Genomic DNA, 15,579 nt, shown 5'->3' with positions numbered 1-15,579 from the left:
GGGTTGGTTGCCCGCCGGGCGTGCAGTGTGGGTGGCCCGCTGCGTTACTTGCGCGGTTCCAGCGTGGTCAATACCAGCACCGTCGTAGGTGCACGGACCGAAAGGGTGGCATAAGGATTGCCCTCGGTGGGCCAGCCGGTGAAGCGGGTGTCGTTGAAGGCGCCCCATTCCGGGCCGGAGAACAGAGGCACCAGCGGTGCGGCGTCGTCGTATTGTTCCTGCAGCTTGTTGGCGATGTCCTTCTGCTTGGACTCCTCGGCCTCTGCAGCGAATTCCGCCAGCAGTGCGTCGGCTTTGGTGTCCCCGAAGCGGTGGTAGTTGTCGAACGTCTTGGTGCCCACAGGCTTGACGGTGGCCGTGCCCATGGAGGTGTTGAAGTACTTGTACGGGCTGGGGTCGTTGGCGCTCCAGACGATGCCGGAGTCGAAGTCGCCCGTCTCGTAGCCGGCAACCACGGCAGCCCAGTCCGGGGACTCAACCTTTGCTGTGACGCCGACTTCTGCCAGGTTCTGCGCGATCACGTTGGCCACGGACAGCCAGTCAGAAGAAGTCGCGCCCACGGAGATCTTGAATTCGAAAGGCTTGCCATCCTGGAGCGTGCGCTTGCCGTCAGCACCCTTCGGGTAGCCCGCCTTGTCCAGCAGCTCATTGGCCTTCTGGACATCCAGCTTGGTCCAGGTGCAGTTCTCCTTGACCTCGTTGTTCTTCCAGGCCTCGTAGTTGCCGGAGAGCCCGGTGCAGTCCGCAGGCTTGGCGTAGCCGCTCATGCCGATCTTGGTGACCTGCTCCCGGTCAACGGCCATGCTTAGGGCCTTGCGGACATCAACGTCGTTGAAGGGGGCCTTGGTGGTGTTGAGCTGCCAGTTGATCATGGCGCCCGTGGCCGGGAACCAGTAGTGGCGGTGTTCCTTGTCCTTGGAAACGAACGTCTTTTCAATGTTCGGGATGTACTGCGGAGCCCAGTCCACGTCGCCGTTCGCGGCGGCGAGGTTGGCGCCGTCGTTTCCTGCAAAGGCGAGCATCTTGATACCGGCGATCTTTTGCTTTTCCGGCTGCCAGTAGTTGGGGTTCCTCTTCAGCACAAACGACTGGGCCTGGAAACTGTCAACCTCGGTGTAAGGGCCTGTGCCGACGGGCTTGGCATTGGCGTCCTTCTCCGGATCGGCGAGGGCGGACCAGATGTGCTTGGGCAAGATGGTGAGTTGGCCGACGTCGTGGAGAGCCGGTGACCAGGGCTTGTTGAAGTTGAAGATAACTTTGTTGGTGCCTTCCGCGGCAACGGTGTCCAGATAGTCGTAACCACCCTTGATCTTTTTCTGGAGCTCGAAGGTGTAGGCGACGTCCTCGGCCACGAACGGTTGGCCGTCGGACCACTTAACGCCATCGCGCAGGGTGAAGGTGATGGACTTGCCGTCGTCGGCGGCTTCCCATTCAGTGGCCAGCCACGGCACGGTGTCGCCCTTGGCCGGGTTGAAGATCAGTAGCGACTCGTAGATGGACTGCTGGACCATCGGGTTGACGGTGGGTGCAAACGGGTTGAAGTTCTGCACAAACGTGCCCATGTCCTCACGCGGAATGGTGAGAAAGGCGCTGGCGTTCGCTGCGGCGTCGGTGCCGGCAGGCTTGTTCACGGTGGCTGCACAGCCGGTCAGCAGCAGTGCGCCCACCGCCAGCCCGGCCGCCGTTGTGCGGGCAGCCCTCAGGAATCGGGGTTGTGTCATGATGGTTATCTCTTTCCTATCTTCATCAGCAAGGTGAAGGGGTGGGGGAGGGGTTGCTCTTCGCTATTGATTTCGCGGTCAGACCGAAGAGCGTTCTAGCAGCGGACAGCCGACTAATTGCTGGTCGGCAATTATCGGCTGTCCTGCTGTCAGAGCTGCGAGCGTCTGGACTCCCAGGGCGCCCATTTTTTCAAACGGCAACGCAACCGTGGTCAGCTTGGGCCTAAGGTAGGCCGCAATCAGTTCCTGGTTGTCGAAGCCGATCACGGCGATGTCTCCGGGGATGGTCAGGCCCCGTTCTTTGATGGCGTCGTAAGCGCCCATCGCCATGCGGTCATTGAGGCAGAACAGCGCGGTTGGCCTGTCCTTTTCCGTGTAGCGGTCCAGGATTTCACAGGCGGCCTCGTAGCCGCCGTCAGCCGTCGCATGTCCGGGCACCACGAGCTCCGGGTCCAGCTCGAGGCCGGCGTCGGCAAGTGCCTCGCGGGCACCTGCCAAACGTCCGACTGCTGCCGGAATATCCGGGTCCAGGTTGATCACTCCGATCCGGCGGTGGCCGGCTTGGAGCAAACGTTCGACGGCGACGCGGCCGCCCGCTCGCTCGTCGGGGACAATCGAGGGCAGCCTTCCGTCCGCATCGAAGCAGTTGATCAGGACGGTGGGTACCTCGTTGGCGCTTTCGGGAACGTGAACGCCCCGGTGGTACGTGGCTGCATAGAGAAGGCCTTCCACGCGTTGTTCCAGCAGCTTTTCAATGGCGGCGTCTTCCATGCCCTGGTTGGGTCCTACGGCATCGGCCTGGTCGGAGGGCGCGATGAGCAGGAACCGACGGTCAAGCCAGGCCTGGTCCTGTGCACCTTTGATGATGTCGACGGCGAACGGTGCCGTCACGATCTCGGTGACAATCCCGTACCAATCACTGCGCTGGGATGCCAGCGCACGTGCCCCGGCATTCGGGCGGTAGCCCAAGACCCGAACAGCTTCGTTGATCCGGGCGCGGGTCTCCTCGGAGATGCTGGCATTTTCGCGGTTGCTCAGCACGAACGAGACCGCGGTCCGGGAAACGCCGGCGTGCTTGGCAACGTCATTCATGGTGACACCCCGCTGCCGCGCAGCCCCGGCATGGGTCGAGGTGGTGGTCTTCGCCATTGAATACTCCGGTGGTGGTCGGTAGTGCTGCCAAGTAGGTAACGCGCGTTACTAGCGCATGTGATAGAGGTTACGCGCGTTACTGGATCTGTGTCAAGGGTTACTTTTGGGATGGCCCACGGTGCACCTTCCGTCGCGGTGGCGCCGTCAGCGAGGCACTCTTAGCGGCCCTGGCAGGGGGGAGGGTCCCCATGCCGCCCTGCGCACGGCGTCGCACGGAGGGTTCGTGCTACGAGTGCGAAGGCAGGGGCTGAAGCTTTGAGCGGAGTTCGTCTTCGGTTGGCGGCCGGGCGCCGGCCCGGGATACGGTGATCGCGGCCGCAGCGGCCGCCGTGCATCCCAACTGGTCCAGGACGGAGGGCGCCAGGCCGCTGGTTCCGCGGGTGAGGAGTCCCAGGATCAGGGCCGACATGTAGGAGTCGCCAGCGCCAATGGTGTCAACCACTGGGGTCTTCACTGCAGGAATGCTGAGGGAGGTGGTGGGTGTCGCGAGCAATGAGCCTGATGAGCCCCTGGTGATGACAGCCAGCTCCGCTCCCAGATCCAGGATGTGTGTGGCGGTTTCCTCCAGGGCCCTCTTCGGGTAGAGCCATTCGGCGTCCTCATCGCTGAGTTTGACGACGCTGGTGAGCTGCACCAGTTCCTCGAAAGTTTGCCGTGCTTCGGCATGGGTTCCGAGCAGGGCTGGCCTGATGTTGGGATCGTAGGTGATGATGCACTCGCTGCGGATTTCCTGGAGCATAGCTTTGACGCCGCCGGCGCCCGGTAACAGAAAACTCGCAATCGAACCGGTGTGAACGACCTTGGGCGGAGTAGGTCCAAGATCCTGCGGTTCCACATCCCAGGAGATGTCGAAGGCGTAGCTCGCCGAGCCATCGCGCGCAATGGTGCCGGTCGCCGTCGACGTTCTCTCCAGAGACCGGGAGCCGGGCAAGAGCGTCACCCCGGCCCCGGCGAGGTGCTCCTCGAGTGCATCACCACGGCGGTCGGTACCCATGGAAGTGAGCAGTCCGGTGCTCACTCCCAGGCGGGCCAGGCCGTAGGCGACATTGGCCGGTGAACCGCCGGGATGTTCACTGGTCCCCTCAGGCGTGGTGACGATGTCGATCAGGGCTTCCCCGATAACGACGACGTCCATCACCTGCTCGGGAGGGTTTTGTTTCCCGTTGTTGTGCATGTTTGTTGTTCCTTGTTTGGTGCTGCCCTACCCGAGCTGCGTGACCTGGAGGCTGTTGATGGTGGCCGCGCCGCCGACGGCGTAAACGGCGAGGTCGGTGCTGGTTTCGGCCGGGAAGATCAGTTCGGTCATGGTGACCTTGCCGCCTTGGGCAAAGACTTCAACGGAACAGCGGTCCACGAAGATGGTGAGGTCGTAGGACCCCTGCTTCGCCAGGACGGGAGCGGTGTCGATGGAGCTGAAGGACGCGTGAAAGTCTGTCCTGCCGGATTCGCGCCGGTCCACGAGCAGTGTGGCTTGCCCGGGTCGAATGCCCACGCGGGTTCCCTTCACGCCGTCACCACGCAGGATGAGACCAAATTCTTCTGCGCTTCCGGGGGTGAAGTTGACGTCAATGCGCTGGACCGTGCCGGCCGCGCCCGCCAGAACCTGCACGCCGTCGTGGATGGTGGTTCCGGAAAGGCGGAACAACTCAGCGTCAGCCAGGTCTGTCCAATCACCCGCGGGTCGCTGGACCAGGGACAGGTTTCCGTCACTGGTCTGGAGCGAAATTTCGCGGGCGAGGCTCATGGGGCTCCGCCACGGTGTGGTGGGGATGTGGTTGGCGTATTCCCAGTTGTTCATCCAGGCGATCATGAGGCGGCGGTTGTCCGGGGCGTCGCTGAAGGAGACGGCGGCGTAATAGTCCCGGCCCCAGTCCAGCCAGCGGTATTCGCTCAGCCGGCCAGGGTCCTGCAGGCCGTCGGTTACGGTGCTGGCGGAGGTGAATGTGGTTCCGTCGAAGTCACCGATGAAGTATTGGCCGGCTGAGCCGTTGTTGGGCCCGCCGGGGTTGAGGTTGACAGTGAGGACCCACTTGACGTTTTCAGGGTCGCCGTCCACGGGCAGGGGAAACAGGTCAGGGCATTCCCAAACGCCGCCGGTGGCGTTTGCAGGGCCGAAAGTGCTCAGTAGTTCCCAATTCTTCAGGTCGCGGGATTTGTAAAAGACCACCTGGAAGTCTTTGGCTTCGACGGCGACCATCACCCAGTAGCTGCCCGCGCCGCCGTCGTACCGGATGACCTTAGGATCCCTGAACTCGGCGGACCCGCGGTTAAGGACGGGGTTGCCTGTGTGTTTTGTCCAGCTGTAGCCCCCGTCCAGGCTGTAGGCCAGGGACTGGGCCTGAACGCCCTCATACTGTGAGCCCGGTTTGAAGGCGCTGGTGTAGATCGCCACGAGGGGGGCAACGGACCCGCTGCCGAATCCGCTGGTGTTGTGACGGTCATGGACGACGCTGCCGGAAAAAATGTCTTCGTTCTCGTCGCAGGCGATGGCGACGGCGTGCTCGGTCCAGGACAGCAGGTCTGTGGAGGTGGCGTGACCCCAGGACATGTTTCCCCAAACATTTCCCAGCGGGTTGTTCTGGTAATAGAGGTGGTAGACGCCTTCATGAAAGATCAGGCCATTGGGGTCATTGAGCCAGGTGTCCTGTGCGGTGTAGTGCAGGGCCGGGCGGTAGCTGTCTGCGGTGGCTGCCGTACTGGTCGGGGTGATGGTTTCCATGAGGTTCCTTATGAAGGTCAGTGTTATTTGCTCGCGCCGGCCGTGAGGCCTTCGCGCAGGGTGCGTTGGCCGAAGATAAAGACGACCAGTGCGGGCAGCATGGACAGGATCACGCCGGCGAGGACCACCGAGATGCTTCCGGTGCCGAGGTTGCCCTGGAGCGTGACCAGGCCGAGGGGAAGAGTGAAGTTCTGTTCGCTGATAGTGAGGATCAGAGGCCGGAAGAACTCGTTCCAGTGGAAGTTGAAGGCAAGGATCCCGACGATGGCCATGCCCGGGACCGCTAACGGTACGTAAACGGAACGGAAGATTCGCCACGGTCCGGCACCGTCCAGGGCGGCCGCTTCCGCAAAATCATTTGGCAGGCCCAGGAAGTATTGGCGCATCAGGAAGGTGCCGAAGGCGGTGGGAATGGCCGGCAGGATCAGGGCCAGCAGGGTATCGGACAGACCCATCCCCCGGATGAGCATGAACACCGGAACGATGGTGACCTGCACGGGAACCATCATCGTGGCCAGCACCAACGAGAAGATGGCCTTCTTGCCACGGAAGTCCAGGCGGGCGAAGGCGTAGCCGGCCAGAGTGGCGGAAGCCATCTGGCCAAGCGCGATCAGCCCGGTCACCAGGGCGCTGTTCAGGACCAGGAGGCCGACGTTGATCTGCCTGAACACCTCCTCGTAAGCGGTGAAGTCAGGGTTGAGGGGCAGGAAGGAAGGCGGCAGGTTGAAGGACTCCGACGGCGTTCGCAGCGAGGTGGACAGGGTCCACAGGACAGGGCCGAGGGTCAGGGCCGCAGCCACCGCTAGCGCGGCGTATCTGCCGACGGTTCCTGCAGCGGGCAGGCGGCTGTTGCGGTAGGGCGTGCGGGTGGCCGGCGTGCCGCTGGTGGAAGCCGAATGCTCGCTGGTCCCGGTCTGCAGGGTCTGGCTGGACATAAGGGACCTCACTGGTAGAAGACGAAGCGGCAGCTGAGTCGGAATTGCAGGGCGGTGACGGCAAGGATCAGCACTGTCAGCACCAGGCCGATGGCCGAGGCTTCGCCGAATTCCAGTTGCTGGAAGGCGGATTCAAAGATCACCATGACGGCGGTCCGGGTGGAATCCCCGGGACCGCCGTTGGTCAGTACGTAGGGCTGGTCGAAGACCTGCAGCGCACTGATCATCGCCATGACAGAGGCAACGAGCACGGTGGGGCTGATCAGGGGAAGGGTGACGTAGCTGAACTGTTTCCAGCCCGTGGCGCCGTCCAGGTTTGCTGCCTCGTGCAGTTCTTTCGGAATGTTGCTCAGGGCGCCGAGGAAGAGAAGGAAGGAGAACCCGAAGTTTTGCCAGACGTACACCAGGACGACGACGGCGGCGGAGGCCACGGGACTGGTCAGCCAGGGCACCGCGGGAATGCCGATGAGCGACAGCAGCCAGTTCACCACGCCGAACTGTTCGTTGAACATGTACCGCATGAAGATGGACACCGACGCGGCGGACAGCACCAGGGGAAAGAAGAAGGTGGAACGGAGGAAGACCCTGAGCCAGGACGGCATCCTGGCCTGGAGCATGGAAGCCAGGCTCAGTGCGATGCCAAGCTGAAGGATTACTGCGACGGCGACGAACACGATGGTGTTCAGGAAGGACACCCGGACGGTGGGGTCCTGGGCCAGGGAGGCGAAGTTGGCGAAACCGACGAACTGGGGTGCTGAAATGATGTCCCATCGGAAGAAGGCCAGGACCAGCGAGCCGATGATCGGCAGGAAAGTGAACAGGGCCATCCCCAGCAGTGTGGGGGCAAGGAATATCAACGCCAGCCATCGCTCGACGAACGAGCGTCGCGCGGCCGGCGGTTTTGCGCTTTGGCGCGGGGCGGTGGAAGTGGTGGTCATGCGTTCCTCCTGAGGGCCAGTTCGAGATCGCGCTGCAGGGTGGCCATTGCTGTCCGTACGCCGGCGGAGTTACCGCTGACAGCGGTGGAAACATTTTTCATCAGGGCAGTTTCCACGGCGGCCTGTTGCGGGGGCGCGGGGATCGGACCGGAGGTGGGGAACCTGTCGAGGGTGTCGTAGAAGACTTTCCAGTGTCGGGGCCCGGTGGCGGCGTAAAAGGATTCGTTCACCATCGAACGGCGGGTGGGAGTGGTGTTCGGCTTGGGCATGGCCAACTGCATCGCTTCGCGGCTGGAGCAGAACTTCACCCATTCCCAGGCGGCGTCCTTGTCTTTCGCCGTGCGCATGATCGCATAGCCGGCAGCACCGAACTGGTGCCGCTGCGTCCGCCAGCGGGGAAAGAACTGGACGTCGAACTGGTCGGGGGTCATTCCGGCATCGTGCAGGCCCTGCGCCCAGTAGCCGCCCGCCGGCGTGGTGCCGATGCGGTTGTTGCCGAACAAGCCAACCAGGGCGTTGCCGCCCCCGGATTCGGGACGCACGCCCAGTCCTTCGGCCACGAGTTCGCGGAGGTAGTCAAAGGTCTCGATAACCCGCGCGTCCTCGGCGTTGGGGGCCAGCCACTGATACCCCCCGCCGCGTGCCGCCCGGGCAGGATCCGTGGGGTAAAAGCGGTCCCAAAGCCAGTCCCCGCCGGAGGCTTTGCTCTCAGTGAGGAAGCTGGTGTCGTTGGCGTACAGCCATGGCACTACTCCGCCAAAAAGCCGGTTGGTCCAGTAGTACGGGGTGAAGTCGGCCGGGCGCGCGTTCCGCAGGGCGCGGAGGGTGGCGCTGAAGTCATCCTGCGTCCAGTCGTCCTTCGGCCGGTCAAGGCCGGCCTGGGCGAAGGTTGTGGTGTTCAAATACATGTTCGCCGCGTTCCAGTCCAGCGGAAGCTGGTAAAGGCTTCCCTGGTACATAAAGGCTTCCAGCAGGCTCGGATGAACGTCGTCGAAGTAGTCGCTCATATCGGCAGCGTCCCGGCGGACATAATCATCCAGGGGCTCGGCGAGCTTGTCGGCGAACAGCTGGGCGCCCTCGGTGGCCACGTAGACAACGTCCGGCGGCGTTCCGGCCGCGACCATGGTGAGGATTTTAGAAAAGAAATCCTTCCAGTCCGCGCCCTGGATGGCCTGCACCTGGACCGGAATATCCGGGTGGGCGGCGGTAAAGGCCTGAACCAGGCTTTGGCGGGCCGTTGCGTCCGCTGCGGTTCCAAGGATGGCGATGCTCAGGGCCTTGCTGCCGCGGCCCGGGATGTCAGTCCCGGTAAGCCGTGGCCAGGCGCCCACCGTGGCTCCTGCAACAGCGAGGCCCGCCACGCCCAGCAGGGAACGCCGCGTGAGCTGTGAAAGTCCGCTGCCGGGCCGCGGCGGATACGGGGGCTGAGTTTGCCCCGGTGTCTTTTCAGACGTCATTGTCGACTCCTCCTAACACGTGTTTAGTAGGCTAGTGAGGCGACCTAACACGTGTCAAGTATGACTTTGCCGGTGGCAACGGCCTGCCGGGTCAGCGGGCGGGTACCGCTGCGGTGGACGCCCGGGGGATGATCCGGCAGGGCATCAGGAGATTTCCAGCCGCCGGCTGCTCAGCTGCTGGGGCTTTTCCTTCGACCGCATCCAGCAGGAGGGACATGGCCGCTGCTCCGATTTCGGCGTGCGGAAGTGCCACCGTGGTGAGAGCGGGGACAAGGTTGGCAGCGAGGTTTTGCTGGTCGTCATAGCCCACCACGGACAGATCCTGCGGTACGCGCAGTCCCGCGGCCGCCGCGTAAAGCAAAACGCCGGTGGCGACCCGGTCGTTGGAGCAAATGATCGCCGTCGGCCGGTCTCTGCCGCCGAGGACAGAGGAAGCGGCCCGGTAGCCCTCGTCGATGTCCCATCCGGTCGTGTGGACATGCTGTTGTTCGGGGCCCAGGCCCGCCTCGTTCATGGCCTCGCGGTAACCCTGTTCGCGCTGCGGGGCGGCGGGTGAGCTAAGAGTTCCGGTCAACAGGGTGATGTGGCGGTGGCCCAGGTCAATCAGCAGCTGTGCCGCGGCGCGTCCGCCGTCGACCTCTGCCGGTATTACCGACTGGAGCTGGGAGCCGGCATCAGTGCAATTGGCCAGAATGGCGGGCAGGGTGAGCATGCCCGGCGGGGCGGTAATCTCGCGCAGGCTGCCGGTGGCGTACATGATTCCGTCTACCTGCCGGTGCACCAGTTGCTGCGCCGCAGCGCTTTCGCGGGCCGCGTCATGTTCGGTATCGACCACCAGGACCATGTATCCGCGCGCCAGGGCCGTGCGTGAGGCGCCGCTGATCAACCGGCCGGCGAAAGGGCTGGTGACGATGTCATCTGTAATGATGCCGATCGTTGATGTCTGCTGGTTGCGCAGGCTGAGGGCAATGGAGTTGGGTGTGTAATTTAGCTCCGCCGCGGCGCGGAGCACCCGCTCCTGGCGTTCCGCGGTGACGTTGCCGTTAGCCCTGCCGTTAAGCACCAGTGACACTGCACTGCGGGATACGCCCGCCCGTTGCGCCACATCCAGTGCTGTCGCTTTACGATTGACCATGCCTGCCCCCTTGCCTTTTGCTTAGCATACCTAACTCGTGTCAGGTCAGGGGTGCACACACCTTCGCGGATCTCGGGATATGCATTGCCTCGGCATTGATCACCCGGCGGTTGTCCGGGGCCGCGGCGCTGCAGTTCAGCCGGGGAGGATGGCTCCGACCTGCTCCCGGATGTCGCGGAGCAGGTCCTCCACCGTCCAGGCGACGTTGGTTGACGCGGCCATGCTGAGGAACATGATGGCGGAGACCACGCGGGCGAGCGTTGCTGCAGCATCGGCCGGAGTGCGGCCGTCCCGGTGCAGGACGCCGGCGATTGCGGCCTCGGTCCCTGCGGCGAGCGTCAGGGCTGCGTGGTGGTGGGGTTCATTGGGGTCGCCAAACACCATCTCCCGCAGGTAGGTCCGGCCGTTGTCGATCTGCGTCCGGTTGCACTCCACCACCGGGCGGATAATCGCCATGACGGCGTCGAGCGGCTCAGGGGTTTCCGCAGCGTCCGCGGTGCCCTTGGCGAGTGCATCTGCGTAGGCCGAGTTTTGGACCAGCAGCAGCAGCTCGCCCTTGCTCTTGGCGTAAAGGAACAGGGTGCCCGTGCCGATGTCGGCCTTGTCCGCGATCTGCTGCGTGGTGACGTCGTCAATGCCGTGCTCGGCGAACAGCTCACGGGCCGCCGCCGTGATCCGGTCAAGCTTGGCCTGCTTGTTCCGTTCCCGCCGGCCGACGGGCTGGGAAGCAAGGTGCATGGCGGTGGGTCCTCCGGGACGGTCCTGTGGTTGAACTGACTTTGAGTGTAGCCAATGGGGTGCCCGCCCGGCGTCAGCGATTCAGGAACTCGACGGCCACGGGAATGAACTGCCCGTGGAACTGGAAGATGCCGCCGTGGCCGGAGTCCGCATACATGACCAGCTCGGACCCTGCGATGCGCCGGTGCAGGTCCATCGACAGGTTGGACGGGACCATGCGGTCATGATCGCCGTTGGCGATCAGCGTGGGCTGCCTGATGGCCGACAGGTCGGCTGGCTCGGCACGTCCCCAGTCCCGGATGGCTTTCAGCTGGGTTCGGAAGGCCCGGATCCGGACCGGCCGGTCGCGGCCGGCGGTGCGTTCCTGAAGGCGTTCGATGAACGCTTGTGCTGCCTGCTTGCCGGCGGCGTTGCGGTTGAAGAACAGGAACTCCTTCGGATCAGCCCGCACCAGGGCAGCCCGCAGCACGTCCAGGTAGGTTACCCGGGCAACCTTGTCCAGGCCTTTCCCGCCTCTGGGGCCGGTGCCGGCGAGGATGAGTTTCCGGGCCAGGCCCGGGTGCTTCCCGACCAGCTCCTGGGCCACCATGCCGCCCAGCGAGAAACCGAATATGTCCACCTTGTCGAAACCAAGGGCCCGGATGAAGGTGGCGGCGTCATCGGCCATGGCCCCGATGCTGCCCGGCACCGCACCGGTACTGGCACCGAGGCCGCGGTTATCGAAGGTGATCACATGATGCTCTTTGGCAAGGGCGTCGATGATCCGCGGGTCCCAGTTGTCCAGGTTGGCGCCGAGGTGGTGGAAAAAGACCACCGGAACCCCGCCTCTTGGCCCCAGTTCACGGTAGGCGTAGCTGACACCGTCGGCGGTGACAGTGCGGGTGGGCGCCGCGGCATAGGAAGTGGGGACGTGGGTGCCGGAGGTGCTCATGCCGGCTCTCCCTGCCTGTGCTGAGCCGCGGCTTCGGGCCGGGCATCGGCCGGGGCGTTGCCCGGGGGATTGATGATAACGGCCTTGCCGCGCAGTCCTCCGGTTCCCAAGGCCTGCAGGGCCTCCGGAGTCTGGGCGAACGGACTGGCGCGTCCGACGACGGGCCGCAGCACGCCGTCGTCCACTAGCCGTGCGATCCGGTCCAGTTGCTCCCCACTGGCATGCATGAACAGGAACTCGTAGTGCACGCCCAGCCGCCGCGCCTGGCTGCGGATCCTCCGGCTCAGCCCGGCAATGCCGAGGCGGAGCAGCGGGTTGAGGCTGGATTCACTGGCGAAGGCGGGGTCCGGCGGTCCTGCGATGCCAATGGCCTTGCCGCCGGGCCGGAGGATGCGGAGGGACTTTTCCAGGTTCGGCCCGCCGAGGCTGTCGAGGACCAGGTCAAAGCCGCTGAGGATCTGTTCGAAGTCCTCGTTCCGGTAGTCGATAACGGTGTCGGCGCCCAGCCCGCGGACGAATTCCGCGTTCGCGGCGCTGGCGGTGGTGGCCACCGTCGCACCAAGGTGCTTGGCCAGCTGGATGGCCAAGGTGCCCACTCCGCCTGCGCCCGCATGAATAAGGACCTTCTGCCCCGGCTGCACGTTTCCGCGCTCCACCAGGGCCTGCCAGGCGGTCAAAGCCACCAGGGGGAGGGAGCCTGCCTCGGCCATGGTGATTGATGACGGCTTCATCGCCAGATCCGCCTCCGCGACGGCAATCCGTTCGGCGAAGGTGCCAATGCGGGCCGCGTCCGGCCTGGCGAAGACCTCGTCGCCCGGCTTGAAGCTGTCCACCTTTGCCCCGACACGGAGGACCGTGCCGGCCAGGTCGTTGCCGAGGACAAGCGGCAGCGCATAGGGGAGGATCTGCTTGAACTCGCCGAGGCGGACCTTCTCGTCCAGCTGGTTGAGCCCGGCCGCCTCGACCCGGACCAGGACGTCCTTATCCCCGATGGCCGGCTCGGCCACCTCGGCCATCCGGAGGTCGGCTTTGTATTTATCGATGACGAACGCTTTCACGGTGACGCCCTTTTCTGTTGAGTACAATCAATTATGAGTGCACTCAGAAAAGGTGTCAACGTGACGATCACCACCGTGCGGGCAAGCCGGCATCCCGGTGGCCGAGGCGGCGTGTGGCGCCGTGCAGGCTCACCTCAGGGCAGGGACACAAACGAGCTGGCCATATCGTTGAAGTCGAAGCGGCCAAGGTCGGCGAACTCCACATACGGCAGCCCCACCAGATAGAGGCGGCGGCCCCCGTACCACGTGTGCTGGAACAGGATGTTGCCGCCCCACGCCTTGGCCGACGATGCGGCGTCGTTGAACTTGTAGGGCCACCACTTGAAGTTCGGCCAGGTGACAGTGAAGAACTTCGACCCGCCTTTGAAGTCGCGGTCCCGGTAGAGAAGCGCCGATCCCACCTCGGCATACCGGTGATACTGGTCCACCCGGGCCCGGTGCTCCCCGGGTTCCAAATGCTCAAGGTCGTGGCTGAGCAACTCGCCCACACGGCTCTGGGCCCGCTGCAACAGGAAGTACTCCACGGTCATGTCGGGATCGCCCACCACCTCTGCGCGGATGGCTTTCACCCGCTCTTCCGCCGCCCGAAGGCGCCCGGCCATACCCTCGTCAGCACGGGCAATGATCCCGATGACGTCGTCCGGCGAGACGCCGTCGTGGACCTCCGGCTCGCTGTCGCCGACCTGTATGACCACCGCAGCACTGTTCTCTTCACTCTGGGAGGACATCGCCTTCATCCTTTCGCTCTGGGGGAGGGGCCTCTCACGGCTGCAGCAAGTACACCAGCCGCCCCGTTACCGGGCTGTTACCGGCATGCCCTGGCGCCGCCGTCGTTCCTGTGGGAACAACCCGTCCGCCTCCGGAGACCCCGGGGTCTTCCCTGAAGCGACGGCCGACAGTAAAGTCGCGGCATAGCCAGTAATCGGACTTCCCCCTTCATCCGAGAGCGAGCCCCAATGGACCGGCCAGAAAAGCGCGGTGTCCAGCGCCGCAGCACAAACCCAACAACTGTTGTGCAGGGCGTGACGGGATGAGCGGCCAGGCTTCCCCCTCCGCAGCGAAGCGCGAGACATTCTCCACGCGCAGGCTGTTCATCCTTTCGGCCATCGGTTCAGCCGTGGGCCTCGGCAACATCTGGCGCTTCCCCTACATCGCCTACGACAACGGCGGCGGCGCCTTCCTGATCCCGTACCTCGTGGCGCTGCTGACGGCGGGCATCCCGCTGCTTTTCCTGGACTACGCGGTAGGGCACAAGTTCCGCGGCTCCGCCCCGCTGGCCTACCGGCGGCTCCACCGTGCGGCCGAGCCGCTGGGGTGGTGGCAGGTGCTGGTCTGCTTCGTGATCGCCGCCTACTACGCCGTGATTATCGCGTGGTCCCTGATGTACACCATCTTTTCCTTCACCGAGGCGTGGGGGGACGACGCCGAGGGCTACTTCTTCGGGACGTTCCTCGCCCTCTCCGAGGCGCCAGGCGTCGGCTTCACGTACGTGCCGGCCGTTTTCTTCCCGCTTCTGCTCATCTGGATCGCTGTCATCGCCATCATGGTGGCCGGAATCCGCAAGGGAATCTCCCGCGCCAACTCGATCCTGCTGCCGCTGCTGATGGTGATGTTCCTGCTCCTGGTGGTCCAGTCCCTGTTCCTGCCAGGTGCAGCACAAGGGCTTAACGCCTTCTTCACCCCCGACTGGGCCGCGCTGGGGGATCCGGCGGTTTGGGCTGCGGCCTACGGGCACATCTTCTTTTCGCTCTCGGTGGGCTACGGCATCATGGTGACCTACTCCTCCTACCTCAAGCGCAGGACCGACCTCACCGGTTCAGGCATGGTGGTGGCCTTTTCCAATTCGGGCTTCGAGATCCTGGCCGGCATCGGCGTGTTCGCCGCGCTGGGGTTCATGGCCCAGGCCGCCGGAACAGGCATCAACGATGTTGTCACCCAAGGCATCGGACTGGCCTTCGTCGCGTTCCCCACCATCGTGTCCCAGGCGCCGCTCGGCGCCGTCATGGGGGTCCTGTTCTTCGGATCCTTGGTGTTCGCGGGCGTCACATCACTGATTTCGGTCTTGGAAGTCATTGTGGCCGCGGTGCAGGACAAGCTGGGCTGGGGGCGCGTCAAGGCGTCCGTCGTGGTCAGCGGGCTGGTGGCGGCCGTGTCGCTGGGACTCTTCCCGACGGCGACCGGCCTCTACCTCCTGGACACGTCCGATGCGTTCGTCAACAGCTTCGGCATCACTTTGGGAGCGCTGGTGACCGTCATGGTGCTGGCATGGTTCCTGCGTAAGCTGCCTCTGCTGTCGGCGCACCTCAACCGCACCTCGACGATCAAAATGCGCCGGACGTGGATGGTGCTGGTGGCGGGTGTGGTGCCGCTCGCCCTGATCTACATGGTGTCCAACGAATTCATCAGCAAGATCACCACCACCTATGAAGGCTATCCGGCCTGGTTTGTGGGCCTGTTCGGCTGGGGCATGGCCGGCGGGCTGGTGGTCCTGGCGCTGATATTGACGTTCATCCCCTGGAGCCGTAAATCCAAGGCCCACCACGACCCGGAGTATCAGTCCATCGTGGACGAGGAAACGGAAGAGGAAGAGGAGCAGGCACGGTGACAACCATCGCCATCACCATGATGATCATTGCTATCCTCACGGTCTGGGGTGGCCTGGCGCTCTCGCTGCTCAACCTCAAGCGCCACCCCGAGGATGAGGGAGCGTTGCCTGAGGAGCACGCACCCGAGCTCTGACTGCTAGTCCTTCACGTGCCGGGCGAAGTCGGCTGCGATCCGGCGCCAGGCCTCGG

General features: G+C 64.2%; 14 protein-coding genes. 2 read left to right on the top strand and 12 right to left on the bottom strand.

Annotated elements, in window-relative coordinates; all coding sequences use genetic code 11:
• Positions 1-44: 44 nt before the first annotated feature.
• The 12 genes from ACTWQD_RS12035 to ACTWQD_RS11980 all read right to left on the bottom strand — a co-directional run bounded on the left by ACTWQD_RS12035 (position 45) and on the right by ACTWQD_RS11980 (position 13,512).
• Positions 45-1,721, bottom strand: a complete 1,677-nt coding sequence (locus ACTWQD_RS12035; RefSeq protein WP_443196359.1) for an ABC transporter substrate-binding protein — start codon at positions 1,719-1,721, stop codon at positions 45-47.
• A gap of 78 nt (positions 1,722-1,799) precedes the next feature.
• Positions 1,800-2,870, bottom strand: coding sequence for a LacI family DNA-binding transcriptional regulator (locus ACTWQD_RS12030; RefSeq protein ID WP_443196358.1), 1,071 nt, complete (start codon positions 2,868-2,870; stop codon positions 1,800-1,802).
• A 229-nt stretch (positions 2,871-3,099) separates the two neighbouring features.
• Positions 3,100-4,047 carry a carbohydrate kinase family protein gene (locus ACTWQD_RS12025; RefSeq protein WP_443196357.1) on the bottom strand — a complete coding sequence of 316 codons (948 nt, stop codon included), beginning with the start codon at positions 4,045-4,047 and terminating at the stop codon, positions 3,100-3,102.
• A 27-nt stretch (positions 4,048-4,074) separates the two neighbouring features.
• Positions 4,075-5,592 (bottom strand): glycoside hydrolase family 32 protein, encoded by a 1,518-nt coding sequence (locus ACTWQD_RS12020; RefSeq protein WP_443196356.1) that lies wholly within the window; start codon positions 5,590-5,592, stop codon positions 4,075-4,077.
• Positions 5,593-5,615: 23 nt separating this feature from the next.
• On the bottom strand, positions 5,616-6,527 hold the full coding sequence (locus ACTWQD_RS12015; protein WP_443196355.1) for a carbohydrate ABC transporter permease: 912 nt from the start codon (positions 6,525-6,527) through the stop codon (positions 5,616-5,618).
• A gap of 8 nt (positions 6,528-6,535) precedes the next feature.
• Positions 6,536-7,465 (bottom strand): carbohydrate ABC transporter permease, encoded by a 930-nt coding sequence (locus tag ACTWQD_RS12010; protein ID WP_443196354.1) that lies wholly within the window; start codon positions 7,463-7,465, stop codon positions 6,536-6,538.
• Complete coding sequence (locus ACTWQD_RS12005) at positions 7,462-8,922, bottom strand: extracellular solute-binding protein (RefSeq protein WP_443196353.1); 1,461 nt, start codon at positions 8,920-8,922, stop codon at positions 7,462-7,464. The genes ACTWQD_RS12010 and ACTWQD_RS12005 overlap by 4 nt, the downstream gene beginning before the upstream one ends.
• A gap of 91 nt (positions 8,923-9,013) precedes the next feature.
• Positions 9,014-10,057: a LacI family DNA-binding transcriptional regulator gene (locus tag ACTWQD_RS12000; RefSeq protein ID WP_443196352.1), complete on the bottom strand. Its 1,044-nt coding sequence runs from the start codon at positions 10,055-10,057 to the stop codon at positions 9,014-9,016.
• 135 nt (positions 10,058-10,192) lie between these two features.
• Entirely contained in the window at positions 10,193-10,795 is a 603-nt protein-coding gene (locus ACTWQD_RS11995; RefSeq protein WP_443196351.1) for a TetR/AcrR family transcriptional regulator, read from the bottom strand.
• Between the two features lie 73 nt (positions 10,796-10,868).
• Positions 10,869-11,726 (bottom strand): alpha/beta fold hydrolase, encoded by an 858-nt coding sequence (locus ACTWQD_RS11990; protein WP_443196350.1) that lies wholly within the window; start codon positions 11,724-11,726, stop codon positions 10,869-10,871.
• The gene (locus ACTWQD_RS11985) at positions 11,723-12,784 is read right to left on the bottom strand and encodes an NADP-dependent oxidoreductase (protein WP_443196421.1); all 1,062 of its coding nucleotides are present in this window, start codon (positions 12,782-12,784) and stop codon (positions 11,723-11,725) included. The genes ACTWQD_RS11990 and ACTWQD_RS11985 overlap by 4 nt, the downstream gene beginning before the upstream one ends.
• Positions 12,785-12,918: 134 nt before the next feature.
• Positions 12,919-13,512 carry a hypothetical protein gene (locus ACTWQD_RS11980; protein WP_443196349.1) on the bottom strand — a complete coding sequence of 198 codons (594 nt, stop codon included), beginning with the start codon at positions 13,510-13,512 and terminating at the stop codon, positions 12,919-12,921.
• Positions 13,513-13,814: 302 nt separating this feature from the next.
• On the opposite strand from ACTWQD_RS11980, the gene ACTWQD_RS11975 reads away from it, so the two are divergent.
• Both ACTWQD_RS11975 and ACTWQD_RS11970 read left to right on the top strand, forming a co-directional pair.
• Positions 13,815-15,389, top strand: a complete 1,575-nt coding sequence (locus ACTWQD_RS11975) for a sodium-dependent transporter (RefSeq protein ID WP_443196348.1) — start codon at positions 13,815-13,817, stop codon at positions 15,387-15,389.
• Positions 15,386-15,523: a methionine/alanine import family NSS transporter small subunit gene (locus tag ACTWQD_RS11970; protein ID WP_082699382.1), complete on the top strand. Its 138-nt coding sequence runs from the start codon at positions 15,386-15,388 to the stop codon at positions 15,521-15,523. The genes ACTWQD_RS11975 and ACTWQD_RS11970 overlap by 4 nt, the downstream gene beginning before the upstream one ends.
• Positions 15,524-15,579 lie beyond the last annotated feature (56 nt).

The organism is Pseudarthrobacter sp. 1C304, from assembly GCF_052245515.1.
Taxonomy (GTDB): Bacteria; Actinomycetota; Actinomycetes; order Actinomycetales; family Micrococcaceae; genus Arthrobacter.
Note: the sequence above shows the minus strand (reverse complement) of the source record. Positions and strands in the feature narration are given on the sequence as shown.

Excerpts from the sequence above, each read along its gene's own strand:
- ACTWQD_RS12025 (WP_443196357.1), bottom strand. The coding sequence starts at position 4,047 with ATGCACAACAACGGGAAACAAAACCCTCCCGAGCAGGTGATGGACGTC.
- ACTWQD_RS11990 (WP_443196350.1), bottom strand. The coding sequence starts at position 11,726 with ATGAGCACCTCCGGCACCCACGTCCCCACTTCCTATGCCGCGGCGCCC.
- ACTWQD_RS12000 (WP_443196352.1), bottom strand. The coding sequence starts at position 10,057 with ATGGTCAATCGTAAAGCGACAGCACTGGATGTGGCGCAACGGGCGGGC.
- ACTWQD_RS11975 (WP_443196348.1), top strand. The coding sequence starts at position 13,815 with ATGAGCGGCCAGGCTTCCCCCTCCGCAGCGAAGCGCGAGACATTCTCC.
- ACTWQD_RS12015 (WP_443196355.1), bottom strand. The coding sequence starts at position 6,527 with ATGTCCAGCCAGACCCTGCAGACCGGGACCAGCGAGCATTCGGCTTCC.
- ACTWQD_RS11995 (WP_443196351.1), bottom strand. The coding sequence starts at position 10,795 with ATGCACCTTGCTTCCCAGCCCGTCGGCCGGCGGGAACGGAACAAGCAG.
- ACTWQD_RS11980 (WP_443196349.1), bottom strand. The coding sequence starts at position 13,512 with ATGTCCTCCCAGAGTGAAGAGAACAGTGCTGCGGTGGTCATACAGGTC.
- ACTWQD_RS12030 (WP_443196358.1), bottom strand. The coding sequence starts at position 2,870 with ATGGCGAAGACCACCACCTCGACCCATGCCGGGGCTGCGCGGCAGCGG.
- ACTWQD_RS12020 (WP_443196356.1), bottom strand. The coding sequence starts at position 5,592 with ATGGAAACCATCACCCCGACCAGTACGGCAGCCACCGCAGACAGCTAC.
- ACTWQD_RS12035 (WP_443196359.1), bottom strand. The coding sequence starts at position 1,721 with ATGACACAACCCCGATTCCTGAGGGCTGCCCGCACAACGGCGGCCGGG.
- ACTWQD_RS12005 (WP_443196353.1), bottom strand. The coding sequence starts at position 8,922 with ATGACGTCTGAAAAGACACCGGGGCAAACTCAGCCCCCGTATCCGCCG.
- ACTWQD_RS12010 (WP_443196354.1), bottom strand. The coding sequence starts at position 7,465 with ATGACCACCACTTCCACCGCCCCGCGCCAAAGCGCAAAACCGCCGGCC.